This window comes from Acinetobacter sp. MB5, from assembly GCF_003261585.1.
Lineage (GTDB): Bacteria > Pseudomonadota > Gammaproteobacteria > Pseudomonadales > Moraxellaceae > Acinetobacter.
Window position 1 is genome coordinate 350515 of record NZ_POVU01000001.1, and the last position, 26162, is coordinate 376676.

The window sequence follows — 26162 nt, forward strand, 5'->3', positions numbered from 1 at the left end:
TCAGTCAACTTAACTTAACTGGCGTAATAAGATCAATTGCAAATTCTATTAATTTGTTCAAAGCGTGAAATATACTGTTTTTTGTCTTATGCTTGAACCTACAAAAAACCAGCAAACAAGATCTAAATTATGGCACATATCGATTTACCCCAGGAGTTTCTTGATCGTATCGGCTGTGTATTGCAACAGTTACAACAAGCACTTCCTGAAATCAAAACTGAGGTTGATTTTTCCGCACCTGCTTATAAATGGCAAAAGCAGCAGCTCAAACCGATTCATCATCCTAAAAAAATGTTTTTGGAAGATTTAAAAGGAATTGAGCGACAAAAACAAAAAGTCATTCAAAATACCTTACAGTTTCTAAAAGGCTTACCTGCCAATGATGTATTGCTCACTGGTGCACGTGGTACAGGAAAATCATCCATTGTCCGTGCCTTACTCACGGAATATGTCGATCAGGGTCTACGCCTGATTGAAATTGAACGTGATGATTTATCTGATTTGCCCGAGATTCAAAAGTTAATTCAGGATCGTCCTGAAAAATTTATTGTGTACTGCGATGACCTTGCTTTTAATGCCGAAGATGAAAACTATCGTAGTTTAAAGAGCGTGCTCGATGGTTCTCTACAATCAGGTAATAACAATTTTATTATCTATGCGACCAGTAACCGCCGCCATTTGTTACCTGAGTTTATGCATGAAAATACACCTGTAACCAAAGTCGATGTGCCGCAGTACAAAGAACTGCATCCACAAGAAGCAATTGAAGAAAAAATTTCTCTGTCTGACCGTTTTGGTTTGTGGTTGTCTTTTTATCCAATGGATCAGCCTTTATACCTTGAAGTCGTTGAGCACTATTTACAAAAAGCCAATGTCGAATTTAACGATGAAGCACGTGCTGAAGCTTTGCGTTGGTCGCAAAGTCGTGGGCAACGTTCAGGTCGTGCCGCGTTTCAGTTCTCGAAACATTGGATTGGTTCAAATCTACTGAATCAATAAAATAATTAGTCTTCTTTCATCACTATCGACACCCTCTTTATTTTTCTCCCTGAGCAAATTGAAATAGTTTTCAATGCAGCGCAAGAGAAATAAAAAGGACTTATGAAAGAAGTTATTGAATTTGTTATATGATTGGCTGAGCACGTGCTGAGCCAATTTTTAAGAATATGGATGTTCTATTATGCAGATTGATGATGAAATCACTTTAAAGAAAATCCAGATTTTCCTTGCCTTTATGCGTTATGGCAACTTATCTAAAACAGCCGATGAAATGCTGGTCAGCAATGTCAGTATTCATAAAGCCCTGCATTCACTAGAAAGTGCCCTACGCTGCCCACTCTTTAAAAATGAAGGTCGCAACCTCATTCCATTAAAAAGCGCTTATGTGTTTGAAGAACATGCTAAAAAAATTGTGGCCGACTTGGTCTTGAGCGTGGAGAAAACCCGTGAAGCGGCAGGTTTTGCAGCAAAAGTTTTACGTTTAGGCTCTTTGTATTCTTTAACAGTCAAAACCATTCCGTCACTGATTAGCGGTTTAAAACTACGACGTAGCGAGCTCGATATTCAGCTTTTACTCAGTTCCAATCAGGATTTGGTGACTAAACTCAAGCAAACTGAAATTGATGCGATTATTGTGGCGCTCAATGAAACAACCGCGAGTAACGATTTTGAAGTCCTTCCAATGTTTCAGGATGATATTTTTTTGGCTGTGCCTAAAGATTCAAAATATGCAGAGCTTGCTGAAATTGATTTGAGCTTACTCAAAGAAGAAACATTCATTACTTTAAATAAGGGTTTTGCAACCCACAGTGATAGCGAAGTGGTCTTTCAAAAAGCAGGTTTTGAACCGAAAGTTGCCCTGCAAGTCAGTGACATCTTTACTTTGATTAGTATGGTGAGTTCTGGCGTGGGTTTTGCGTTATTACCTGGTCGAATTTCGGCTGTTTATGAAAGTTCGGTCAAACTGATTCCATTACAAGCCGATTTTCATATTCAGCAGCACATTGGGTTGGTGTTTTTAAAAAGTAAAGAGCGGGATCCAAATCTGTTAGCTCTGATTGCAGAATGTCGGATGTTTGCCAAGAATTTTTAGTCATTTTTTGGGCAATCTAATCGGTCATTAAATTGCCCAAATTTCACTTAACCAAAGATCGCATTTACGGTAAGAAAGAATACTGAAGGTGCAAGCAAACAGCCTAAACCTGTATAGAACGTTGCAACCAAGGCACCGTAAGGCACTAAACGCACATCTGTTCCTGCCAAACCTGCGGCTGTACCACTCGTTGTTCCTGCCAAACCACCAAAAATCATGGCTGAACGCGGGCTTTTGAGATACATGAATTTCGCAAGTAGTGGTGTCCCAACCATAAAGAATACAGACTTGATCAAACCAATCGCAATCGAGAGTGCAATCACATCTGAGCTCGCACCAATTGCTGAACCTGTAATTGGGCCAACGATATACGTCATTGCACCCGCACCAATAGTCGTCATGGCAATCGGGTCACGATATCCCATCACCCAAGCAGTCATCACACCAATCACAAAGGGCACAACACAGCCAAGCATTAAGGCAATCATGCCAATTTTCCCAGCCTTTTTCACTTCTTTGACATCAACCTCAAAAGCGGTTGAAGCAATCGCAAGGTCACGAATCATAGCTCCACCAAGTAAAGCAAATCCTGAGAAAATGGTGATGTCTGAAACACCCTTAGTACCATGCGTATAAACCCCTGCAAAGTATGCCACGACCAAACCGAGCATAATTGCAATCGCTGAACTTTGTAACTTCCCTTTGGTCAGATATTTGGACAGCACATGGGACACAAACATCATTAACCCTGTGATGGCCAATGCAGTAACCAATGCATTTTTTGTAAGAACGGCGACTAAAGCTTCCATAATTTTTTATTCCCTGTCATGTTGAGATGATTGCCATATTCCTAAAGGCGTTATGCTGTTTTTTCACCGATTTCAGCGGCTGTCCATTCATAAGTTTCATAGTCGCCACTGACACGGTTCAAGTATCGAATCACGAGTACAGTACCAACCAAAGATGCGAGAGAAACGATGAGTCCCAACATACCACCAGATAGTGCTGCAACTACGTTTTGTCCTGCCGACATGGCAACCACAATCGGAATATACATACCCGACCAGTACAACACACCAAATTGAGTCACTTGTGGTAAGTAGCCTCTTTTGGCTAACAACTCTTTTGACAAAATCAGCAAAATCATCGCAATCGCAACACCGCCGACATTGGCTTTGACACCAAGTGCCATGCCGAGCATATTGCCGAGATAGTCACCAAGTAAATGGCAAATCGCGAGTATTGCAGTTCCATATATAATCATTGTAGTTTCCTCATATCCTTGGAAATTCATCTATTTTTACAGTAGAGAAAGTGAAGTTAAACACCTTCGTACTGCTGTTGCATTGCAATCATAATATTGTCGAGGCGCGTTCCTTGAAACGCCATGACTGAGCCTTCTTTAAATATACGGCGGGCAAGCCCTGTGAGTACCGTGCCAGGTAATAATTCCAGTTGTAACCGAACACCCCGCTCCCAAGCCGCTTGTACTGTGCTTTCCCACTCCACAATACAGGCCATATTGCCTGCCAAATCTTGGCGAATCTGTGTAGCACTCATCATTAACCTTGCGGTACTACTGCTTAAATATCGGATCTTTGCTGTTTTAAACTCAACCTCTTGCATCGCTTGCGCCAAGGTTTGCGCTTGCTGTTCCAATAATTCACAATGTGATGGCACACTGACCTGTAAACGTTTTGCTAAAACACCTTGCTGCTCTGCCAAACTCACCACATCTTGCATAGCTGCATCTGCACCCGAAATCACAATCTGGTTTGCAGCATTGATATTCGCCACATAAACTTGCCCTGACTGCTGTTGAACTTGGTTGACCCAATGTTCAACCTGTGTCCGACTCGCACCGATGATGGCAGTCATGCCATAACCTGTCGGGTACGCAGTTTGCATCAGCTCACCACGCAACGCGACCAGTCTGACGGCATCTTCGAAACTCAATACATCTGCAATCACTGCCGCTGCCCATGCTCCAATTGACAACCCTGCCACATAATCAGGTTTAAGCTGTTTCTGCAACAGTTGCTGTGAACTCACTACACCAGCAATCAGCAAACACAGTTGTACAGCTCGGGTCGATTGCAAGGCTTCTGACGTATCCAGACTAAGAACATCCTGCCCTAAAGCGTGTGAAGCTCGGTCTAAATAACGCTGCGTCACGTCACTTTGTGGCAAGTCGTGCAGCATGTTCGGCTTTTGTACGCCCTGACCTGGATATACCCACAATGTACTCATGCAGCAACCTCCTGCACCATCCAAGGGTTATCCACCAAAACCGCACCTTGTGCACGTTTCAAGAGTACCTGATGTCGAGCATTTGCCCAGTCTGCCAATGCCACACCACCATATGGGGTTTGCAATTGCACATCCATACGTACCGATACCTGTTGCAAGGCATCCCATAAGGCTTTTGCATCTGCTTTAGACAGCGCATGTGGCATACGAATCAACACATCCAAATCACTGTTGGCATGGGTCACTTTCAGACCTGTTGCCAACTCAAAACCTGTACTGCCTGTAATGCCCCATGTCCAATCTGTTGCCTGTAACACTTGAGCAATTGGCTGAACTTTTTCTGCAATCACTGGAAATTGTTCAGCATCAACCACAATCAACTGTTCAGGTTTCACTATGCGCTGAATTGCAACTTTTGGCATAACACAGCCCAAGCGTTGCTGACGCTGTGCACCACGAATTCCCACGGCCACCTGATCTTCATGGGTCACAGCACGGCGTACCACCACAGGTTGCCCCGTAGCAATTGCCTGCCATGCCCAATCAGGTGCTTGCTCTGGAAGTGCGCTCAGTGGCATTCCCCAAAGCAGGTCGTGGGCTTGTGGTGCGCTCATCATGCAGATTGCTCACGTGACCATTGTTCACGCAGTAAGGCACGCACTTTTTGCGATGCCTGACGGTTTTCACCGTGAAAGCGTGAAGATAAACTCCGATCTTGGCTGTGCAGAATATCTTGCAATGCGGCTGACACATGCTGCTGAATCAACTGCACATCTTCCGCTTGTGGTTGCACAATATTCTGAACCTTTAAAATCTCAGCCAGTAAGCCCAAGCTTTGATAGTTGTGAATGTCATAGGCCATAGGCGCAACTTTCGATGCCAGTTGCTCCAATTCTTCGACACTTCGCAACGTCACACGTGCAGCAGACTCTTTGCCCATCGCATGTACCATCACGCCTTCATCATCCAAAGCAATTAAACGATTGGCCTGATAACCATGTGCCAAAAATGCACCTGACATGGCTTTACCGACCAACAGACTAATCACAGGATGCCCAGCCAAACGTGCAGTAATGTAACGATCTGCGGCAGCACCCAAAGCCTGATGAATTCCTAAAACTTCCTCACGGCGGCCATAAGCCTGACTCGGCACATCGACCACACACAAGATGGCACGTTTTTGTGACTGAGCTGCATCGGCTTGAATGACTTGATCCACAGCTTTTGCCAGTGACCAACCTTCAAGTAGACCCACTTCGCCTTGTTGTGCACGTGGAAACTGATTGTTGGCATCTGCCACCACCGCAATCACACGGACGGGATAACCATTGAGTTCACCATCGGCAACCCGTAACGATGCAGGAAAATCAGGAACGATTTTAAAACTTGATTCTGCTGTCAACGCATTGAACCAGTTCAGACCGCGAGTGGCGACACGCGTTGCATTCACATCCATATTCATGCGGACTCTCCTTGATATAACTGCTGCACTGTACTTGGGCTGATCTGTTCAGAGGTATCGACCTGTGCCATTTTTTCCAAGAACCATGCATAACGCGAACTACGCGGCTGAGCTGGGCAACCTGCACTTAAAAACTGCTGGACTTGCTGATGAATCTGTTCCACATCATCTTCAACAAAGGCATCGACCAAACCTGATGCAAAGCGTTGTGCACCCCCTGTAATACTCCAGATAAATGGACGATCTTTAGCATCGTATTCTTGAACACCTGCTTCCTGCTCAATCACTTGCGGGCCATTAAGTCCCAAACGTCCTTCCTGAGTCAGAATCAGATAGCTACATAAACTTGCAGCAATCGACATACCACCAAAACAACCCACGCTGCCTGCGACAATGCCAATCACAGGTTGATACTGACGTAATTCCACAATCGCTGAATGAATTTCTGCAATCGCTGCCAAGCCTAAATTGGCTTCCTGTAAACGTACACCACCCGTTTCGAGTAATAATACGGCTGCGGTAGGAATGCCTTTACGGTTATCTTCAATCGCCAGTTCTAAAGCACCAGCGATTTTTGCGCCGCCTACCTCACCAAGACTTCCGCCCTGAAATGCACCTTCAATGGCAATCACCACCACAGGTTGTTGTTGCATGGTGCCTTTAATCACCACCACGCCATCATCGGCTTGCGGCACAATATTTTGCTTAGGCAACCACGGCGATGTCATACGGTCGAATGGGTCAACCAATTCACGGTAACGCACATCGAGCAGGCTTTGTGCACGCTGACGCGCTGAAAGTTCAATAAAGCTGCTACGCTGTAATAAGTCCTGAATATCAGTCATGTTGCACTTCCTCCAAAGCTTGCTCTAAACGTAAGCGCACCACGCCTGGGGTTGCACCAAAATCATTAATTTCAATGTTGACCGCAGGCAATTGCTGCATCGCAAACACGCGTTCAAACAGATTTTTCCAGCGCACTTGGCTGCCATCGACTGATGTGGTGACCTGAATGTTTAATGTCTCACCTTCTTTAGGCTCGACCAAAATTTCCAAATCACCCGAACCGACACAACCCACCAACGCACGTTGTTTGGCAACAGCTTGGGCAGCAAATTCAAAATTCAATATTTCCATGTTCTTTATCCTTATGGGTTATTCGCCGTGTTCATGCTCTACCCGATCGACAAATATCGTCGCTGCCAATAAATCCGCTGCACCACCTGGTGATGCATTCAACCGCAATAAATCAATTTCCAGCAAATGCAGTTCACGACGCGCCGCCAGACTGGTATAACCACCCAAAGCCAACACTTTGCCTGCACCTTGCTGCATACGGTTTAAACCGTTTAGACCTGCCCGATGCAGCACGCAGGTATCATCCAAATGTTGCATCAATGCGAGCAATGCATCTAGGCGGGCAAATTCCTCACGCATTGAATGCTGTCGGGTTTGACGAAGCTGCGGCAAAGCATAATGACGAATTGCAGGGAAACCTTGCTGGGCCTGTTGTTTTGCCCCTTGCTTGCCATGTTTCTGCAACACCATTTGCCCATGACTGAGCGTTGATTGCACGCTCATAGCCCGATCTTCAATTTGTGCGATTTGCCCTGCACAAAAACAGATGTCTTCTGCGGATGTCCCTTGTGGCGATAATGTTGCTGCCGTCACCAGTAAACCGAGTGCCCAGATTGCGCCACGGTGGGTATTGACGCCACCAGTCACCGCCAACATGCGTTGTTCGCCTTCACGTCCAAGCTGTCCAATCTGTTCGCGTAATGCCTGTGAAACTTCACCATGCCATGTTGCTGCCACACTCATGGCAATAAACATTTCTCTTAAACTTTCTGCTGACTGTTCCATCAAACTTAAGCTTAAATCTTGATGTGCGCCTGAACTGCGTGCGTCAACCAATGCAGGTTTTGGAGACAGACGTACTTCATCAAGTAGCGCCTGTACTGCAAAATCGGCTAGTGTATCTGCAAGGCAACGCTGCGGTTTGGGTTGAAAAAATGCATTCATTTACCAACTCCGGAATTTTGCAGGCGGTTCGTATAAACCATCTGACCATGTCACCAAATCGGCAATATTTTTTGCAGCAAGCAACTCACGGGTTGCATCGGTACGGCGAATGCCTAAATCTTCAGGGAATGCCACCAAACCTGCTTGACGTAAACGTTCGGTATTTTTCGGATCGTGACGTAAACCAATATCGGTGACCCCTGCCACTGCCGCGATCATTTCTTCACGTTGTTGCTGACTGTCGGCTTTATATAAGTAGGCAATGCCTTCTTCAGTCAGTAAATGCGTCACGTCATCGCCATAAATCATGATTGGCGCAAGTGGCATGCCTGATTTTTTCGCAACATCGACGGCATCAAGTTGATCCACAAAGGTCGGCTTGCCACCTTCTTGGAAAGTTTCCACCATTTGCACCACCAGTTTTTTGCCGCGTGCCAAGTAGGTATCGGTGTCATTTAAGCCTTGAGGACGCATATCCAGCCATGCAGGCGTACCATGTCGACGACCACGCGGGTCATGTCCCATATTCGGTGCACCACCAAAACCTGCCAAACGACCTTTAGTCACCGTTGAAGAATGTCCTTGTCCATCGACCTGTAAAGTTGCACCAATAAACAGATCAACAGCATATTGTCCTGCCAACTGGCACATCATACGGTTGGAACGCAGCGAACCATCACGCCCTGTAAAGAACACATCGGGACGCGCTGCCACATATTTTTCCATGCCCAGTTCAGTTCCGAAGCAGTGCACGCTTTCCACCCAGCCCGATTCAATCGCAGGAATGAGGGTCGGATGTGGATTGAGTGTCCAATTACGGCAAATCTTGCCTTTTAGCCCAAGTGATTCACCATAAGTCGGCAAGATCAGCTCAATCGCTGCGGTATTAAAACCAATGCCGTGATTCAGCGACTGCACCTGATGCTTTTCATAGATCCCGCGAATCGCCATCATTGCCATGAGGATATGAACAGGTTTGATGTGTTTCGGGTCACGGGTAAACAATGGCTCAATGTAAAATGGACGATCTGCCACCACCACAAAATCGACCCAAGATGCAGGAATATCAACGCGCGGTAGATCGGTCACGTCATCGACCAGTTTGTTGACCTGTACAATCACAATGCCATCGCTAAATGCCGCAGGTTCAATCAACGCTGGAGAATCTTCGGTACTTGCGCCTGTATAAATGTTGCCGTGACGGTCTGCCATAAAGCCAGCCGACAACACCACATTCGGAATCAAGTCGACCAATAAACGTGAATACAGTTCGATGTAGGTATGAATCGCCCCGATTTCCAGCAAGCCATCTTCAAGTAACTGGCTAATGCGTAGGCTTTGTGTACCTGCAAATGAAAAATCCAGTTTACGGGCAATGCCTTTTTCGAATAAATCGAGATGTTCTGGACGCCCAACACTCGGCATAATCATATGCAAATCATGCAAAATATCTGGGCTGGTTTGTGCCAATGAACGTGAAAGAAAGTCGGCTTGTTTTTGGTTGTTGCCTTCGAGGACAACCCGATCGCCTGGAGTAATCAGGGTTTCAAGTGCCTGAACAATATTTTGTGTTGGAATCACCACACCATCGGCAAATTTGCGTGCCAAGTCCAATTTAATCTGCTTGGCATAACGGCGTTTATTCCAAATTCGATCTTTATGCTGTACCGAGCCTTCCATGTGATGTCCTGTTCCGCAGTTCATGTTTTCATCTATAAAACCCTGTTCAGGATTTTTGATCAATAAACTCGAAATGCAGAACATTAACCTCAAGTTAATAGATTTATTTCATGATTGCTTACACCCTCTTTATTTTTCTCCCTGAGCAAATTGAAATATATTGCAATGCTGCGCAAGAGAAATAAAACGGCTCATGAAAAAAGTCTATAAAGTAACATCAGGTCGCAGATGAAGCTCTCCGTTCATACTCCTGTACAGCGTCATCGACACTTTGAGCCGTGTAAGTCGATTGAGGAAATAAAGGACTGTTGACATACAACAAGGTCTGCGCCACCGAGCGCCGCACCCGCGCTAGATGCAAATCAATCTGCTTGTCATGCAAATGGGTAGCGAGCTGCAACAGCTCTTCAATACTGGTACTGTCAAGACTCGGACATTCTTCCATATTCAAAATCAGGTGTTCATAATTTTGTTCGGAGAGCTTTTGCATAATCGCATTACAGATTTTTTCAGCGTTAGCAAAAAACATGGGGTGATCTGGTCGGGCAATTAAAATTCCAACGGGTTCAATCGCTTCAGGAAAACGATCCATATCAACAAAATCGTGCCCACCATTGAGACGTCCTAACCAAGCAATGCGTGGTACAGCATAACTTTTGAGCATAATCAAAATACTGACAATAATGGCGATCACCAGCCCATTGAGTACGCCAAAAATGATGACTGCCCAAATGGCAACAATCGACAACAGCCGATCTTTATGCCAAATAAAATACTGTTTAAATGGCGCAAAACGGATATGTCCACTCACTGCATAAATCACAATACTGGCCAGAATTGGCTCAGGAATATTGGAGATATATTGACGAAAGCCAACTAAAAACAGGATAACCGCCAGCGCTGCAATCCACGCCGATTTTTTACTTGTTGCGCCAGCGGCTTCATTGGCTGAGGTTCCTGAGTAGCCTGCACCCATCGGCATACCTTTGAGCAATCCCGATATCATATTTCCAACACCCAAAGCAATCAGATCACGATTGGGTTCGCTCGGGTCGTTATATTTCAAAGCAAAAGTACGAATTGAGGTATAAGACTCAGCGTAAACGATCAATGCTACCGCCAGTGCAATTTCAACCAGTTGCATCCAGCTATTCATACTCAGGTTGGGTAAACTGGCACTCGGTAAAACAAATTCAAAATGCCCAACCGCATGAATTCCCCACTCATCGGTATATCCCAAAACATTTAAACCGATGCCGACCACAATCAACAACAATGCAACAGGAATCGTTTTATAACGCTTTGTAAACTGTAGCACCAGTAGCGTTGAAATCCCCATCCCCAAGGCATACCAGTTCCAGTCCGTATATGCTTTGAAAAGCTCCCACAACTCACGAAAAAAATCGCTATGTGCAGGCTGCACTTGCAATATGGAGGGCAACTGTTTCACCACAATGCTCAGTGCCAAACCAAAAGAAAAGCCTTTGAGTACTGGTTTGGCAATAAATTGTGTGACTTCACCCAGTTTAAATAAGCCCGCAACAGCCAATAAAACACCCGATAAAAATACCAGTGCATAAGCCAGACTGGCACGTTCTGGTGAGGACAACACCACAATCGCGGCCAAGCCTGAACTAAGGACTGCGGCAGCCGACGAGGTCGAGGATACAATCGCAAATCGGCTACGCCCAATCAGCCCATATACAACTAGACCAATGACCAAAGCCACTAGACCGCTTTGCGGAGACAAGCCTGCGATATTGGAATAAGCTACGGCTTCAGGCAATAACAACCCTGCGATTGACAAGCCTGCAACCACATCGAAAATTGAGGATTTTTTTGCGGATGTCATAGGCTAGCCAAATCTTGTGAAGTAAGTGAGGTAATCTGGCAAGGAATCAGGGCATCTTCATCGTGTAAATACACGGCGCACAGACGATGATAACCATCTGCAATAATCAGATGACGTCGTCCAACATCACGAACCAACAATAAGGGTGAAAGCGATTTATTCTGTTCAATTTTGTCGAGATCACGTGCCACGTGAAAATTATGCTCATCAAGTAATGGAAGCTGTGCTGCACGAAAAATATCTTTAGCTTTAAAGCCAAGCACATCACCTGTTTGCAAAGCCTTCACCAGTTTTTCTACAATCGTAGAATCAAGCAATAAACTCAAATAAGCACTGGCCGCAGGATAATCATGAATTTCTGGTCGGTCGAGCCATGCAATTGTATGTTTTAGTTTTTTATTTGTAGTATCCATAGTTCAAGCTCTTTCTTATTAAGATCAATCTTGTAACAGCATAACAAATCCTGTATGGCTTGTACGCATCAAAAAAGCGAGCACATGGCTCGCTTTAATGGGGGATTTAAATCAATTAGAACTGAACTTGACCGGGTACCCAGTTGGTCCCTGCCAGTGGTACGCGTGCCATTGCTGCTGCTTCAACAGTGAGCGCCACCAAGTCTTCAGGGTCAAGGTTGTGCAAGTGTGATTTACCACAAGCACGTGCCATGGTTTGTGCTTCAAGCACCAACACGCGTAAGTAGTTTGCCAAGTGGCGACCACCTTCAATCGGGTCAAGATTTTTAGCTAACTCAGGGTTTTGTGTGGTGATCCCCGCAGGGTCTTGACCATTTTGCCAGTCATCGTAATAACCTGATGCTGAACCGATTTTTTTCAATTCATCGTTTAAGCGTGGATGGTTGTCACCCAGCGCAATCAAGGCTGCTGTACCAATTGCGACTGCATCTGCACCCAATGCCATGGCTTTTGCCACGTCTGCACCTGTACGAATCCCGCCTGACACGATCAACTGAACTTTACGATGCATTCCCATTTCTTGTAATGCCTGAACCGCTTGTGGGATTGCAGGTAAAATTGGAATACCGACATGTTCAATAAACACTTCTTGAGTTGCAGCCGTACCGCCTTGCATACCATCGAGTACGATCACATCTGCTCCTGCTTTGACTGCCAGTTTGACATCGTAATATGGACGGCTTGCCCCGATTTTCACATAAATTGGTTTTTCCCAATCTGTGATTTCACGGATTTCTGCAATTTTAATCGCCAGATCATCTGGGCCTGTCCAGTCTGGGTGACGACACGCACTGCGTTGATCGACACCCACTGGAAGTGTACGCATGCCTGCCACACGTTCAGTCACTTTCATACCCAAAAGCATACCACCACCGCCTGGTTTTGCACCTTGACCAAGGACAATTTCAATCGCATCGGCTTTACGCAAGTCATCTGGGTTCATGCCATAACGTGAAGGCAGGTATTGATACACCAAAGTTTGCGAATGGCCACGTTCCTCAGGGGTCATACCACCATCACCCGTTGTTGTTGATGTGCCGACCATGGTTGCACCACGTCCCAAAGCTTCTTTGGCATTGGCAGACAATGCACCAAAGCTCATTCCCGCAATGGTGACTGGCACTTTCAGGTGAATCGGTTTTTTGGCAAAGCGTGTGCCAAGTACCACATCGGTTCCGCATTTTTCACGATAACCCTCAAGTGGGTAACGCGACATACTTGCACCAAGCAATAACAAGTCATCGAAATGTGGCAATTTGCGTTTGGTACCACCACCGCGGATGTCATAAATTCCTGTAGCGGCAGCGCGTTGAATTTCCTGAATCGTTAAACGGTCAAACGTAGCAGATTCGCGTAATACTGGTTCAAATTGAGTAGTAGATTGAGTCATCGTAAATATCTCCGAGCCACGTTTGGTTTAGTAAGCAGATGCGTTGTCGACTTTGAAGTTGTACAGTTGGCGTGATGAACCATAGCGTTTGAAGGTGGTTGGATCTTCATCAAATCCAGCCTGTTCCAACAACTCGGATAACTCAGCAATATGTTCTGGGCGCATTTCTTTTTCAATACAGTCTGAACCCAAAGATTTCACTGTGCCTTTGACATAAATGCGGACTTCATACAGTGAATCACCCAATGCATCGCCTGCGTCACCACAGACCACCAAGCGTCCTGCTTGTCCCATAAAGCAGCTCATATGTCCAATGCTGCCACCCACCACAATGTCCACGCCTTTCATCGAGATACCACAGCGCGCGCCTGCATCTCCATCAATCACCAACAAACCACCGTGTGCTGTTGCACCTGCTGCTTGTGAAGCATTGCCTTTAATGCGAACTGAACCTGACATCATGTTTTCAGCAACACCAACACCGACGTTTCCGTTCACAATCACATCGGCTTCTTGGTTCATTCCTGCGCAGTAATAACCTGCATGCCCGTCAATGGTCACTTGTACAGGAGCTTTCATGCCTACTGCAATATTGTGTTGACCTGCTGGGTTCTGTACCGTCCATGCAGGAATGGCTGCGACCAATTCAGGGGTATGTAATGCCTGATTGAGTTCGCGAATGCTGTCCACGCTCAAATCATAAGTGTCTTTTAATTCGATTTTGTCTGCCAATACTGTGCTATTCATCGTCTTTATTCCTCTAATCTCTATTTTGGTTTTTATGCTGCTGCGCCAGTATTGGCTGTTGAGCGTTCCCATACATATAAAGTTGCTGGTTCTGGTTCCCAAACTTTGGCTTTGTCAATGTTTGGAAGTGAAGCCAATGCCTGATATTCAGATGCCATTGCCACATAGTCATCGGTTTCTGCCAAAACTGCAGGTTTGCAGGCAATCGGATCACGAATCACGGCGAAACCGTCACGTGTACCAATCGCAAAAGTAAAGAAACCATCCAAGTCATCTAGCGCATGATTCAACGCCTGTTCGAGGTTATCACCCTCTTGTAAACGCCAAGCCAAATAACCCGCAGCCACTTCAGTGTCGTTATCCGTTTCAAAATGAATGCCTTCGCGTTTAAGTTCCTGACGTAAACGCGCATGGTTTGACAATGAACCGTTATGCACAAGGCAAAGATCTGCACCCGTTGAGAATGGATGGCTGCCTTCCATGGTTACTGCACTTTCGGTTGCCATACGGGTATGCCCGATAATGTGGCTGCCTTTCATATTCGCCAAGCCAAAGCGTTCAGAAATTTCCACAGGTAAGCCCATGCCTTTTAAAATTTCGATGCTTTGTCCGACGCTCATGATTTTCAGTTCAGGTGCAAGTTCGGTAATTGCTGCACGAACGGTGGTTTCATCTGCTTCGACTTTCAGCACGGCTGCGGTTGCATTTTGGAACCAGTCAAAGCCTGTACCGAGTTTTGCTTCCAGTTTTTCTGCAAATGCTTGCCAGTTAAAGCTTTCATCGGTAGTTTGTAAGGTCAATTTGACCCAGCCATCTTGTACTTCATCGCCATAGATCGCAAAGCCTGCGCTGTCTGGGCCACGTCCAGTCATGGCTTCAAGCATCGGTTCAAACAGTTTGCCCAATTGAGATTCGAGCGCTGGGTTTTTTAAGTAAAGTCCGACAATGCCACACATAATGCTTACTCCAATAGATTCAATTCTGTTGATTTATCTTAAAATTTAGAAAAATTCGGTATAACGCTTAACTTCCCAGTCAGATACATGTCGACTGTATTCAACCCATTCCATGCTTTTTTGATCGATGAATTCATCCACGATTTCTGTACCCAGTTTTTCACGGAACAGTGGATCTGCTTTGAGTGCATCGACTGCTTCTTTAAGCGACTGTGGCAAGGTTTCAATGCCACGTGCAGCGATTTCTTCCAAACCAAGGCTGTACAAGTTTTCATTGCATGCTGCGGGTGGAGTTAGTTCGCGTTCAATGCCGTCTAGACCTGCAGCAATAATTGCCGCTGAAACCAAGTAAGGATTACAGCCTGCATCTGGAAGACGTAGTTCGATACGACCATACGGAATACGCACCATCGCTGAACGGTTGTTAGAACCATACGCAATAAATGCAGGTGCCCATGTCGCACCAGACAATGAACGACCCACCACAAGGCGTTTATAAGAGTTCACGGTTGGCGCACAAAACGCACAGAGTGCTGGACCATGTTCAAGTAAACCTGCGATAAAGTGATAGGCCATTTTCGATAAGCCCATACCACTTGGGTCACTCGGGTCATGGAACAGGTTGCTAGATTCTTCACTTCCAATTGACAAGTGGAAGTGCATGCCGTTGCCCGCACGTTTTGGATCTGGTTTCGGCATAAATGAGCAGATCATGCCTAAATCGTTGGCAATTTCCCCTGCTGCCATGCGGAAGAAGGTAAACATGTCTGCCGAATTCATGGCATCACTGTAGGTATAGTTGATTTCAAACTGACCGTTGGCATCTTCATGGTCAATTTGGTAAATGTCGAAACCCACAGGAATGAGCGCTTCGGTTAAACGTTCTAAAAATTCACGTGAACGCGATAGGCCTTTATAGTCATAGCAAGGTTTGTCGAGGTTATCTGAATCATCCACCATTTTGAGTGAACCGTCTTCACCACGGCGAAACAGGCTAAACTCTGGCTCTAGACCTGTATTCAATGTCCAGCCTTTAGCACTTAAACGCTCGACTTGTTTACGCAGTACATAGCGTGAATCGTAAGGATGCGGCTGACCATTGACATAGCCTTCGCACACCACGCGACCATAACCTGGTTGCCATGGCACAGGAGTTAAGCTCGACAAATCGCCTTTCACCATAAAATCTGGCCCATGCGGCTGCATTCCCATTCCCGAGATGGCAAAACCCGCAAAGCCTACGCCATCTTTTTCAATCGCTTTTAAGCCAGAAATCGGCACAGACTTGGTTTTTGCAGCACCATGAATATCGACAAACTGAGCCAATACATATTTCAATTGGTACTGATCAATCACCTGTTGAACCTCTGGACGGTACATTGGTTTTTTGATGAGTTGATGTTGATCAAACATCTCGGTTACGGCTTGCTGCAACATTTGGCATACTCCCATATGACAAAAACTGAATGTGGTGCAGAAAATGCATCTTTCTGTGCTTACATGGTTTAAAAATTCCATTTAAGAAATTTTCTTTCCTATTAAGAAAGCAAATCCCTTGCCAACTTTTCAGCAACAGACGAAATTTGTGAATGAGAGGTAAAATTTGACTATATTTCCAACAAGAATATATATTTCACAATAGGAATTTTATTTTTTAGCAAAGTTCGGTTGTGCTTTGCAGTAAAATACACAGCAAAATCAGTATCAAAATAGTGCAGGAATGAACCAGAATGAGACAAAGTAAAAATAGTTTGAAGCTTGAACAATATATTGGCATTCAAATCAAACGCCATCGTCAAGAACAGGGTTTGAAATTGTCTGAGGTTGCACAGATCGCAGGAATTAGTCAGGGCATGCTCAGCAAAATTGAAAATGCCCAAGTGTCCACCAGCCTTGAAACCTTAAGCCGCTTATGTGAAGTGCTCGGTATTCCCATGTCGACATTATTTAGCCAGTATGACCAGCAAGAAAGCCATGCCATGTTGGTTAAATCGGGCGATGGTATGGAAGTGGTTCGCCGTGGCACAGAAAAAGGACATACCTATCATTTATTGACCCATTCACGCGGCCCGCGTAAAAACTTTGAAGCCTATTTGGTCAGCATGGACGATGCCAGCGAGGAGTTCCCGACTTTTGCCCACCCAGGGACAGAAATGTTGTATTTAGTTGAAGGTGAAATGTTGTATCGTCACGGGCATGAAGTGTTTCATATGCAACCAGGCGACTGTTTAACTCTGGAAGGTGAGATTCCACACGGCCCAGAAAAACTGATTCAGGTTCCGATTCGCCTGCTCTCGGTGATGAACTACGCACAGCCTCAGGAATAATTTTTCAGATACCGACAGGCACAATGTCATTTTAAAATGCCTGTCAATAATAGATCTCTTTAATCAATCAAAAAATGATCAATAAAATTAATATTAAAAGTTCCTTCTCCCTTTGGGAGAAGGTTAGGATGAGGGTATTTATATTGTGATTTATTGTTTAGAAAATGACTTATGAAATAAAGTCGAATGATCCTTTTTTCTCGATCTTATTCCACACCCACCACATCATCCTGTTCAGTAAAAGCCTCAATAACTCCTGTAGCTTCGAGCTGCCTTAATTCGCTCTCACTGCGATACTGTTGTAAGACCTTCCAAGTGTGCTCCCCTAAACGAGGGGGCGCTTGACGGTATTCAATCGGTGTTTCAGACAATTTAATCGGTGAAGCAATCATTTTAAATTCAGCATTCTGTGGATGTGGCACATTCACCAGCATATTGCGCGCCTGAATCTGTGGCTCCTGTAATGCTTCTGCAATGGAATTAATCATCCCTACAGGGACTTGTTTCGCATGAATACAATCTACCCAGAACTGTGCATTCTGAGTCAAAAAGTGCTGCTCCAATTGCTGAACCAAAACATGACGATGTTTCACCCGATCCTGATTCGAGCGAAAATCAGGATGATCCCAAAGGTCTGGTCGCTGAATCGCCATACACAGAGCTTTAAACTGCTTGTCATTTCCACAGGCAATAATAAAATCTTTATCTTTTGCCTTAAATGTCTGATACGGCACAATATTCGGGTGAGTATTTCCCATCCGCACTGGGGATTTTTCTGTCAGCAGATAATTCATGCCCTGATTGGCCAAACCTGCGACCTGAACATCCAGCAATGACAAATCAATATGCTGACCTTTTCCAGTCGTAAGACGTGACCAAAGCGCTGCCTGTATTGCAATGGTGGCATACAGTCCTGTTTGTAAATCCGTGACTGCAACCCCGACTTTTTGCGGCACATTTTCAGGTTCACCTGTAATGCTCATCAGTCCTGCCATACCCTGAATAATAAAGTCATAACCCGGTTCTGCCGCACGTGGTCCTGTCTGCCCAAAACCTGTAATCGAACAATACACCAGTCGAGGGTTGATCTTGCTCAGGCTGGCATAGTCCAGACCATATTTCACTAAAGAGCCTGCCTTATAGTTTTCAATCAGTACATCAGCATTTTTAACCATGTCCTGAATCAGCAATTGTCCTTGTTTTGAGGCGATATCAACCGCTACTGAATATTTATTACGGTTTGCTGACTGATAATAACCTGCTTCTCGGGTAGCATCTCCCTGTTCATCGGGCATCCACGGTGGTCCCCACATACGGGTATCGTCCCCAACTTTGGGACGTTCGATCTTGATCACCTCTGCACCCAAATCAGCCAAAATCTGACCACACCATGGCCCTGCCAATACCCGACTCAAATCCAGTACACGCAACCCTGTTAATGCACCCATATACTTATCCTTTTCATGATAGAGATGGCATCCATTCTTTGATGCCATCTTTGACAGTTCTTATGATTTTTGCGGATCGTACTGGCGATCACGAATAAAAAGACCTGGTAATATACCTGCGATAAAATACGCGGCCCCCATCACAATAAATGCAATTGCGAATGTACCACCCGATGCCAAGAAGCCAATGGTTGCAGGTGCAATCGCTGCTCCGACACGCCCAATATTGTAAGCACCACCAATTGCTGTTCCGCGTACATCGGTTGAGAACGATTCAGCCATATAGGTCGCATTGACCCCATATGGAATGCCATACAGAAAACCAAAGGTAATTAACAAATATAAAATGTTATCTGGCGTGTTAAAGAAAATAATGATAGGTAGAAAAATGGCGCTCGCTAAGGTACCAAAGACAAAAACAGCACGACGATTGAACTTGTCTGCAAGATATCCCGCCAGAATTTTCCCCAAAATCATTGCGGTATATGAACCGACCATATAGCTGGTCAAAGATTTAAAGTTCATATGTAGACCCATTTCGAGATAACTTGGCATCCAGTTATTAATGCCGTAATAACCAAACTGTAGAAAGAAGGCAGTGGTCATCCAGAGCAGGAACATTTTTCGGTGTTTAAGGTTAATAAAAATTTGGCGATAAATACTGCGACTATTGGTTTGTGTCTGATCTATTTTTGTCTCTGTTTTTTCAGTGCTGAGTGACTGTATTTTGTTCAGTTGCCAAGACTTTGGCTCAGGGACAAATCGTTTTAGAAAAATATTGATTGCAGCAGGAATCACCGCAATAAAAAACAGAACGCGCCAGCCATGCTCAGGAATAATTGCCCCTGCTAAAATTGTCGCAACGATATAGCCCACTGTTTGACCTGTCTGCAAAGTTCCCAATATCGTCGTGCGATAACGAGTTGGAACGTATTCTGCCATTAAGGTATTACACGCCATATATAGCGCACCTATACCCAATGCACCAATGAATCTGAGCGCCATGAACTGTTCGAAACTTTGGGTAAAACCAAGCAAACAGGTTGCCACTGAAAAGAAAGTTACTGAATGCGCAATGGTTCTTACCCGACCAAACTTATCGCACGACCACCCCCCCAATATGCCACCAATGCCCATACCTGCCAAAGATGCACTACCTAAGGCACCTGCCTGAAAGGTCGACAAACCAAATGCCGTTTTTAAACTGGTTAAACTATAGGACAGCAGCATAATATCGACACCGTCCACCACCATGGCAAAGTAGGCAAACAGTAATGCAAATTTCCATGTATTTGGCGTAATCCGCTCATATGTTCCTACATTAGCAGGCAACGAACGGAGTAAATCGGTCACAACCGCTTGAACTTCATTGTTCATCTTGACACCTCATTTTCCCAAATGAGTCTCGGTCATTCATCTGTTGCACATGTAAAAATCGCTACGCCTGTTTTTGTTGTATCCCTGTTGCTTGGCAAAACGTCTTTCTACATGCCGCCTATCCGTGATGAATCCCTGACTATGCTTTGTTTAGATTTTTAAAACAAATGTCTCCTCAAGATGCCCACAACGAGCATCTCCAAGAATTTTTAATGAAAAGGTTTTATTTAGTTGGCAAATGCAGCAATGCCAGTTTGCGCACGCCCCAAAATCAAGGCATGAATGTCATGTGTGCCTTCATAAGTATTCACGACTTCAAGGTTAACCAAATGACGGGCAATCCCGAACTCATCACTAATCCCGTTACCACCCAGCATGTCACGAGCCAGACGGGCGATCTCCAGTGCCTTGCCACAGTTATTGCGCTTGATTAAGGATGTGCCTTCGACTGCGGCTAGACCTTCATCTTTCATACGCCCAAAACGCAAGGCAATCTGTAAGCCGAGTGCAATTTCGGTTTGCATATCCGCCAGTTTTTTCTGAATCAGTTGATTGGCTGCAAGTGGTCGACCAAACTGCTGACGGTCGAGGGTGTATTGACGTGCGGTGTGCCAGCAAAATTCTGCGGCGCCCATCGCCCCCCATGCAATGCCATAACGTGCGCTATTCAAACAGGTAAATGGCCCTTTTAAACCACGAACTTCAGGAAAGGCATTTTCTTCAGGAACAAAGACATCATCCATGACAATTTCCCCTGTAATTGAAGCTCGCAACCCCACTTTGCCGTGAATTGCAGGTGCAGATAAACCTTGCCAACCTTTTTCTAAAATGAAACCGCGAATATCACCAACATTGCCTTCTTCTGACACTTCTTTTGCCCAAACGACAAATACATCGGCAATCGGGCTATTGGTAATCCACATTTTTGAACCTTTCAGGCGATATCCACCTGCCACTTTTTTGGCACGTGTTGACATGCCCGCAGGGTCTGAACCGTGATCAGGCTCGGTCAACCCGAAACAGCCAATATATTCACCTGTTGCCAGTTTCGGCAGATATTTCTGTTTCTGCTCTTCTGTCCCAAACTCATTAATCGGGACCATCACCAAGGAACTTTGTACACTTGCCATAGAACGATAACCCGAATCAACGCGCTCGATTTCACGTGCAATCAAACCGTAACTGACATAGTTTAAACCTGCCCCACCATATTGTTCAGGAATGGTTGGCCCAAGTAACCCCAACTCCCCCATTTCTCGGAAAATGCGGGGATCTGTGGTTTCATGTCGGAATTGTTCAAGCACACGGGGCATAAGCTTATCTTGGCAGTAAGCTGCTGCTGCATCACGAATCATGCGTTCTTCTTCGGTGAGTTGATGCTCAATTAGAAATGGGTCTTGCCAGTTAAATTGGACACGTTCAGATTTTTTTGTTGTTTCCAGCATTTGATTCATTGCTTTCCTAGCCTGTTGTGGTTGATCTTTTCATTCATGCTACGATCAAGTTCTCCACTCAGGCAAACGATTCTTTTTCATGCAGACATGTGGTTTACGCATATCTTATTTCACAAAAAATTATCTATTTTTTAAAAAGTATTTTAAATACAATAACTTTTATATTTTTATAAAATGAAGATTTTATTTTTAAGGACAATCTATGTTATTTCTAAATACCTCATGCTAAAAATCCACTAATATGACAAGGATCGTGATATGCGTCGGATGATTCCATCTTTACAGTCACTGTTGTGCTTTGAATCTGCCGCCAAACATAAAAGCTATACCCATGCTGCGCAAGAACTGTGCATTACTCAAAGTGCGGTTTCTCGACAAATCCAGCAATTAGAAGAATTTTTAAATCTGAGTTTATTTCAACGTACTCGCCACGGTGTGGAATTGACGCTGGCAGGCGAGCAGTATTTTAAAAGTATCAAATCTTCATTATTGAACATTGAACAAAGCACGATGGATCTTATGTCGCATAAAGGGCTTGGCGGTACACTGAAACTCGGCGTTGTTCCTACTTTCGCGACTCGCTGGTTACTACCTCGACTGTATCGTTTCAATCAGATCTATCCTGAAATTACAGTGCATCTTGAAACCAGCACCAAGCCGTTTTTGTTTAGCGAACATATTTTTGATGCTGCAATCTACGCAGGTACGCCGTCCCAACTTGAAAACTGGCCTGAGGCAAAGGTTGAATTTCTCATGCAAGAAGAGGTTGTTCCTGTCTGTTCGGTACAGTTGATTCAAAAATATTTCCCCGAAATAGATCTGAATACAATTGATTTGACTCCGCAGCAATTGAGTCAATTGCCTTTATTGCAGCAAACGACGCGACCTTATATCTGGAAAGAATGGTTCAATGCAGCAGGTTATGATGATCCTTCCGCAATGGATGGACAACGCCACGAGCTTTTTTCCATGCTTGCAGTTGCCGCAACACATCACATGGGCGTGGCACTCATTCCTCAAATGCTCCTTGAGAAAGAATTGAAGAATACTGATTTGGTGATTGCCTCCCGATTTAAGCTGATCGGTTCGCGTTCTTATTATTTTGTTTATTCGGAACAACAAAATAGTGGTTTGATCTTAAAGTTTGTAGAGTGGCTTAGTCAGGAAGTTCAGGCTTATCAGCATAATGGCATAGCACGACGTGCTTAATCTAACATCATCAAAACCTAATAAAATCAGCTTTACTCTAATTTTAAACACCATAAAAAAAGCCCCAAGATAAAATCTTGAGGCTTTTTAAATTTTGGAGCGGGAAACGAGACTCGAACTCGCGACCCCAACCTTGGCAAGGTTATGCTCTACCAACTGAGCTATTCCCGCAATATGGACGCATTATAGAGTGTTTCAAAAAGCTGTCAACTCTTTTGGCATCCAAGTGGCTATTTAATCAGCACGACGCCAAACAGTCCCTTGACGGGTATCTTCCAAAACCACACCTTGATCCAGCAATGACTGACGAATTTCGTCCGCCTGAGCAAAATCTTTGGCTTTTTTGGCATCTTTACGTTGCTGAATCAAATCTTCGATTTGTTCTTCAGACAATCCTAAAGCTTCCTGACCAATATCTGACTTTAAGAAATCTTCAACATTGTGCTGTACTAAACCTAAAATGTTGGTCAAATGACGTAAGGTTGAATAATAAACCGCTGCCTGTTCAGCATTTTCTTCTTTCACTGCACGATTCAATTCTTTGTTGACTTCAAACAATACCGCAATGGCTTCAGCTGTATTAAAGTCATCACGCATAGCAGCATTAAAACGTTCAACCAGTACTTGATCTAAAGTTTCAACGGTTTTTTCGCCATAAGCTTGCTGATATGCTTTAAATGAATGGTAGAAACGGCTAAGAGCAGTTTTCGCTTCTTTTAATGCTACATCCGAGAAATTGACTGGGCTTCGGTAATGTGACGACACGATAAAGTAACGAATCACTTCAGGATGGAATTTGTCCATCACATCGCGAATGGTAAAGAAATTGCCTAAAGACTTCGACATTTTCTCGCCATCGACATTAATAAAGCCGACATGCATCCAGTAATTCACATACTGTTCACCTGTTGAAGCCTCACTTTGTGCAATTTCATTTTCATGGTGCGGGAACATCAAGTCTGAACCACCACCATGAATGTCAAAATGGTTGCCTAAGCAGCAGGTTGACATTGCTGAACACTCAATGTGCCAACCTGGACGACCTTGGCCCCACGGTGAAGCCCAAGCAGGTTCATTTTCTTTCGCATGTTTCCAAAGCACAAAGTCAAACGGATGTTTTTTCTCTACTTCAACATCGACACGTTCTGAAGCACCTGCTTGCATATCTTCAAGCTTACGACCCGACAAACGACCATATTTAGCAAACTTTTCAACTTGAAAATAAACGTCGCCATTACTTGCAGGATACGCTGTGCCATTATCAACCAAATTCCCAATCATGCTTTGCATCTGGTCAATGTATTCGGTTGCACGTGGTGCTTCGTCTGGATGCAAACAACCCAGATTTTCAGCATCTTCATTCATCGCCTGAATAAAACGATCGGTCAATGCGGTGATGCTTTCACCATTCTCATTGGCACGTTTAATAATTTTGTCGTCAATATCGGTGATATTGCGCACGTATTTAACATTCCAACCCTGACTACGTAAAAAACGGATAATGTAATCAAATGCAACCATGACTCGAGCATGCCCAATATGACAATAGTCATAGACGGTCATACCGCAAACATACATGTCGATATGCCCTGCTTTACGGGGTACAAATTCAACTTTTTTACGTTGCTCAGAGTTATATAAAACAAAGGGTTGCATATAAAGTCTTCAAATGTTCAAACTAAAGATGCCTCATCATAACTGATGCACAATATTTCACAAAGTTTTATCCCCAAAAAATATAAGATAAGCATCTTGTCTGCATAAGCCAAAGTTGCCACACGATTATTTGTGCTAAAATCAGCGTTATTGTGAAGTCACACCCTAAATATATTTTCCCTGTATTTTGGTAAGGTAGTTAATTTTGAATTCCCCAAACATCATGAATCCCATTGATTTTAAAAAAGTCGCTTTAGAAACTTTAGAGATTGAACAGCAAGCCCTCGATATTTTGGCCTCACAAATTGATGAGCGCTTTGTCAAAGCCTGCGAGATTATTTTGCAATGCAAAGGTCGTCTGGTTGTCACAGGCATGGGGAAATCTGGACATATTGGTCGTAAAATGGCGGCCACATTTGCCTCTACGGGTACACCATCTTTCTTCATGCATCCTGGTGAAGCAGGTCATGGTGATTTGGGTATGTTGGTCAAAGGTGATGTCCTGATTGCCATTTCAAATTCAGGTAAAAGTGATGAAATCATGATGTTGATGCCTCTTATCAAACATCTTGAAGTTCCACTGATTACCATTAGCCGCGATACTCAAGGCCCAATGCCGCAAAATGCCGATGTTGCACTTACACTTGGCGAAGCAGATGAAGCTTGTCCTCTAGGTCTTGCACCAACTTCAAGTACCACAGCGACACTGGCTTTAGGTGATGCGCTGGCTGTTGCTTTACTAGAAGCACGCGGTTTTACCTCAGATGATTTTGCGCGTTCGCATCCTGCGGGTGCTTTAGGTAAACGCCTTTTACTCCATGTAAAACACCTGATGCATAAAGGCACAGATTTACCTAAAGTCTTGCCAACAGCGCCGATGAGCGAAGCATTGTATGAAATGACTGAAAAGCGTTTAGGCCTAACTACAGTTGTTGATGAACAAGGTCAACTCCTTGGCGTATTTACCGATGGTGACTTACGTCGTTTACTGGGCAAACAAAGCAGCTTTAATGTCAACATGCCTGTTGCAGAAGCGATGACCAAGCATCCATCGACCATTTCTGAACATGCCCGTGCTGTAGAAGCACTTGAACAATTGCGTGATAAAAAAATCAATCAATGTATCGTGGTTGACCATCAGAAAAAAGTGATTGGTGTCATCAGCATGCATGATTTAATCGAAGCTGGAGTAGCATAAAACATGGCATCTTATGTGTTATTAGAACAAGCAAGCCACATTAAGGCTTTGGTTTTAGATGTCGATGGTATTTTAAGCGATGGCTTTGTCACTTTTACTAACTCTGGTGATGAAATCAAATCTTTCGATATTCGTGATGGTTTAGGCATGAAACTCGCTCAACAAGCGGGTCTAAAAGTCATCATCATTACAGGGCGTAAAAGTAACATCGTAGAAAAACGCATGTCTGACCTGAAAGTCGATTTGGTTTTCCAAGGTCGTGAAGACAAAGGCGTAGCACTTCGTGAAGCATGTGCGCAGTTCAACCTATTGCCTCAAGACTGTCTGTATATGGGTGATGACTGGCCAGACCTTTCTGCATTTGCAATTGCAGGGATGAAAGTGACTGTACCCAACGGACATGTTGAAGTTCGCCGACGCGCAGATTTGGTGACTCAAGCAATGGGTGGACGTGGCGCTGTACGCGAAGTGTGCGATATGTTGCTACAAGCCAAAGGAGTTTATCAAGAGCTCCTTGAAAAATTCACAGCAGTCCCGCATTAATTCGCAATTGTTTGATAAACTACGCT

At 44.4% G+C, this 26162-nt stretch carries 25 protein-coding genes and 1 tRNA gene; 6 read left to right on the forward strand and 20 right to left on the reverse strand.

Annotated elements, in window-relative coordinates; translation table 11 throughout:
• Positions 1 to 129: 129 nt before the first annotated feature.
• Together C1A47_RS01735 and C1A47_RS01740 are read left to right on the forward strand one after the other, a co-directional pair.
• Positions 130 to 999, forward strand: coding sequence for an ATP-binding protein (locus C1A47_RS01735; protein ID WP_111891791.1), 870 nt, complete (start codon positions 130 to 132; stop codon positions 997 to 999).
• 181 nt (positions 1000 to 1180) lie between these two features.
• Positions 1181 to 2092, forward strand: a complete 912-nt coding sequence (locus C1A47_RS01740) for a LysR family transcriptional regulator (protein ID WP_111891793.1) — start codon at positions 1181 to 1183, stop codon at positions 2090 to 2092.
• 47 nt (positions 2093 to 2139) lie between these two features.
• On the opposite strand, the gene madM is transcribed toward C1A47_RS01740, so the two are convergent.
• The 15 genes from madM to glnT all read right to left on the reverse strand — a co-directional run bounded on the left by madM (position 2140) and on the right by glnT (position 16361).
• Entirely contained in the window at positions 2140 to 2901 is a 762-nt protein-coding gene (gene madM, locus C1A47_RS01745) for a malonate transporter subunit MadM (RefSeq protein ID WP_111891795.1), read from the reverse strand.
• Between the two features lie 50 nt (positions 2902 to 2951).
• Positions 2952 to 3356 carry a malonate transporter subunit MadL gene (madL, locus tag C1A47_RS01750; protein ID WP_111891797.1) on the reverse strand — a complete coding sequence of 135 codons (405 nt, stop codon included), beginning with the start codon at positions 3354 to 3356 and terminating at the stop codon, positions 2952 to 2954.
• Positions 3357 to 3412: 56 nt separating this feature from the next.
• Positions 3413 to 4342, reverse strand: a complete 930-nt coding sequence (gene mdcH / locus C1A47_RS01755) for a malonate decarboxylase subunit epsilon (RefSeq protein WP_111891799.1) — start codon at positions 4340 to 4342, stop codon at positions 3413 to 3415.
• Positions 4339 to 4959: a malonate decarboxylase holo-ACP synthase gene (locus C1A47_RS01760; RefSeq protein WP_111891801.1), complete on the reverse strand. Its 621-nt coding sequence runs from the start codon at positions 4957 to 4959 to the stop codon at positions 4339 to 4341. Before C1A47_RS01760 ends, mdcH begins: the two co-directional genes overlap by 4 nt.
• On the reverse strand, positions 4956 to 5804 hold the full coding sequence (gene mdcE, locus C1A47_RS01765) for a biotin-independent malonate decarboxylase subunit gamma (RefSeq protein WP_111891803.1): 849 nt from the start codon (positions 5802 to 5804) through the stop codon (positions 4956 to 4958). Before mdcE ends, C1A47_RS01760 begins: the two co-directional genes overlap by 4 nt.
• Positions 5801 to 6649 carry a biotin-independent malonate decarboxylase subunit beta gene (locus C1A47_RS01770; RefSeq protein ID WP_111891805.1) on the reverse strand — a complete coding sequence of 283 codons (849 nt, stop codon included), beginning with the start codon at positions 6647 to 6649 and terminating at the stop codon, positions 5801 to 5803. Before C1A47_RS01770 ends, mdcE begins: the two co-directional genes overlap by 4 nt.
• Entirely contained in the window at positions 6642 to 6941 is a 300-nt protein-coding gene (locus tag C1A47_RS01775; RefSeq protein ID WP_111891807.1) for a malonate decarboxylase subunit delta, read from the reverse strand. The genes C1A47_RS01770 and C1A47_RS01775 overlap by 8 nt, the downstream gene beginning before the upstream one ends.
• Positions 6942 to 6959: 18 nt before the next feature.
• A complete protein-coding gene (locus C1A47_RS01780) occupies positions 6960 to 7826 on the reverse strand; it encodes a triphosphoribosyl-dephospho-CoA synthase (protein WP_111891809.1) in 867 nt (288 codons plus the stop codon).
• The gene (gene mdcA / locus C1A47_RS01785; RefSeq protein ID WP_111892185.1) at positions 7827 to 9506 is read right to left on the reverse strand and encodes a malonate decarboxylase subunit alpha; all 1680 of its coding nucleotides are present in this window, start codon (positions 9504 to 9506) and stop codon (positions 7827 to 7829) included. It lies immediately after the preceding gene.
• Between the two features lie 217 nt (positions 9507 to 9723).
• Positions 9724 to 11358 carry a SulP family inorganic anion transporter gene (locus C1A47_RS01790; RefSeq protein ID WP_111891811.1) on the reverse strand — a complete coding sequence of 545 codons (1635 nt, stop codon included), beginning with the start codon at positions 11356 to 11358 and terminating at the stop codon, positions 9724 to 9726.
• Positions 11355 to 11771 carry a hypothetical protein gene (locus C1A47_RS01795; protein ID WP_111891813.1) on the reverse strand — a complete coding sequence of 139 codons (417 nt, stop codon included), beginning with the start codon at positions 11769 to 11771 and terminating at the stop codon, positions 11355 to 11357. The genes C1A47_RS01790 and C1A47_RS01795 overlap by 4 nt, the downstream gene beginning before the upstream one ends.
• A 115-nt stretch (positions 11772 to 11886) precedes the next feature.
• Entirely contained in the window at positions 11887 to 13221 is a 1335-nt protein-coding gene (locus tag C1A47_RS01800) for an FMN-binding glutamate synthase family protein (protein WP_111891815.1), read from the reverse strand.
• A 27-nt stretch (positions 13222 to 13248) separates the two neighbouring features.
• Entirely contained in the window at positions 13249 to 13968 is a 720-nt protein-coding gene (locus C1A47_RS01805) for a protein glxC (protein WP_111891817.1), read from the reverse strand.
• 32 nt (positions 13969 to 14000) lie between these two features.
• Positions 14001 to 14924 (reverse strand): class II glutamine amidotransferase, encoded by a 924-nt coding sequence (locus tag C1A47_RS01810; protein WP_111891819.1) that lies wholly within the window; start codon positions 14922 to 14924, stop codon positions 14001 to 14003.
• Between the two features lie 45 nt (positions 14925 to 14969).
• Positions 14970 to 16361, reverse strand: a complete 1392-nt coding sequence (glnT, locus tag C1A47_RS01815; RefSeq protein WP_264756253.1) for a type III glutamate--ammonia ligase — start codon at positions 16359 to 16361, stop codon at positions 14970 to 14972.
• A gap of 293 nt (positions 16362 to 16654) precedes the next feature.
• Here glnT and C1A47_RS01820 point away from each other — a divergent pair, with 293 nt between their 5' ends.
• A complete protein-coding gene (locus C1A47_RS01820) occupies positions 16655 to 17251 on the forward strand; it encodes a helix-turn-helix domain-containing protein (RefSeq protein WP_111891821.1) in 597 nt (198 codons plus the stop codon).
• 206 nt (positions 17252 to 17457) lie between these two features.
• On the opposite strand, the gene C1A47_RS01825 is transcribed toward C1A47_RS01820, so the two are convergent.
• From C1A47_RS01825 to C1A47_RS01835, 3 genes are all read right to left on the reverse strand, one after another.
• Positions 17458 to 18699, reverse strand: coding sequence for a CaiB/BaiF CoA transferase family protein (locus tag C1A47_RS01825; RefSeq protein ID WP_111891823.1), 1242 nt, complete (start codon positions 18697 to 18699; stop codon positions 17458 to 17460).
• Positions 18700 to 18759: 60 nt separating this feature from the next.
• Entirely contained in the window at positions 18760 to 20076 is a 1317-nt protein-coding gene (locus C1A47_RS01830; protein ID WP_111891825.1) for an MFS transporter, read from the reverse strand.
• Positions 20077 to 20303: 227 nt separating this feature from the next.
• On the reverse strand, positions 20304 to 21530 hold the full coding sequence (locus C1A47_RS01835; RefSeq protein ID WP_111891827.1) for an acyl-CoA dehydrogenase: 1227 nt from the start codon (positions 21528 to 21530) through the stop codon (positions 20304 to 20306).
• 258 nt (positions 21531 to 21788) lie between these two features.
• Between C1A47_RS01835 and C1A47_RS01840 the strand changes: the two genes are divergently transcribed.
• Entirely contained in the window at positions 21789 to 22739 is a 951-nt protein-coding gene (locus tag C1A47_RS01840) for a LysR substrate-binding domain-containing protein (RefSeq protein ID WP_111891829.1), read from the forward strand.
• A 95-nt stretch (positions 22740 to 22834) separates the two neighbouring features.
• Here the strand turns inward: C1A47_RS01840 and C1A47_RS01845 are convergent.
• Together C1A47_RS01845 and cysS are read right to left on the reverse strand one after the other, a co-directional pair.
• Positions 22835 to 22910: transfer RNA gene (locus C1A47_RS01845), tRNA-Gly, on the reverse strand.
• A 63-nt stretch (positions 22911 to 22973) separates the two neighbouring features.
• On the reverse strand, positions 22974 to 24395 hold the full coding sequence (cysS, locus tag C1A47_RS01850) for a cysteine--tRNA ligase (RefSeq protein WP_111891831.1): 1422 nt from the start codon (positions 24393 to 24395) through the stop codon (positions 22974 to 22976).
• A gap of 220 nt (positions 24396 to 24615) precedes the next feature.
• Here cysS and C1A47_RS01855 point away from each other — a divergent pair, with 220 nt between their 5' ends.
• Positions 24616 to 25593: a KpsF/GutQ family sugar-phosphate isomerase gene (locus tag C1A47_RS01855; RefSeq protein WP_111892189.1), complete on the forward strand. Its 978-nt coding sequence runs from the start codon at positions 24616 to 24618 to the stop codon at positions 25591 to 25593.
• A gap of 3 nt (positions 25594 to 25596) precedes the next feature.
• The gene (locus C1A47_RS01860; protein WP_111891833.1) at positions 25597 to 26136 is read left to right on the forward strand and encodes a KdsC family phosphatase; all 540 of its coding nucleotides are present in this window, start codon (positions 25597 to 25599) and stop codon (positions 26134 to 26136) included.
• Positions 26137 to 26162 lie beyond the last annotated feature (26 nt).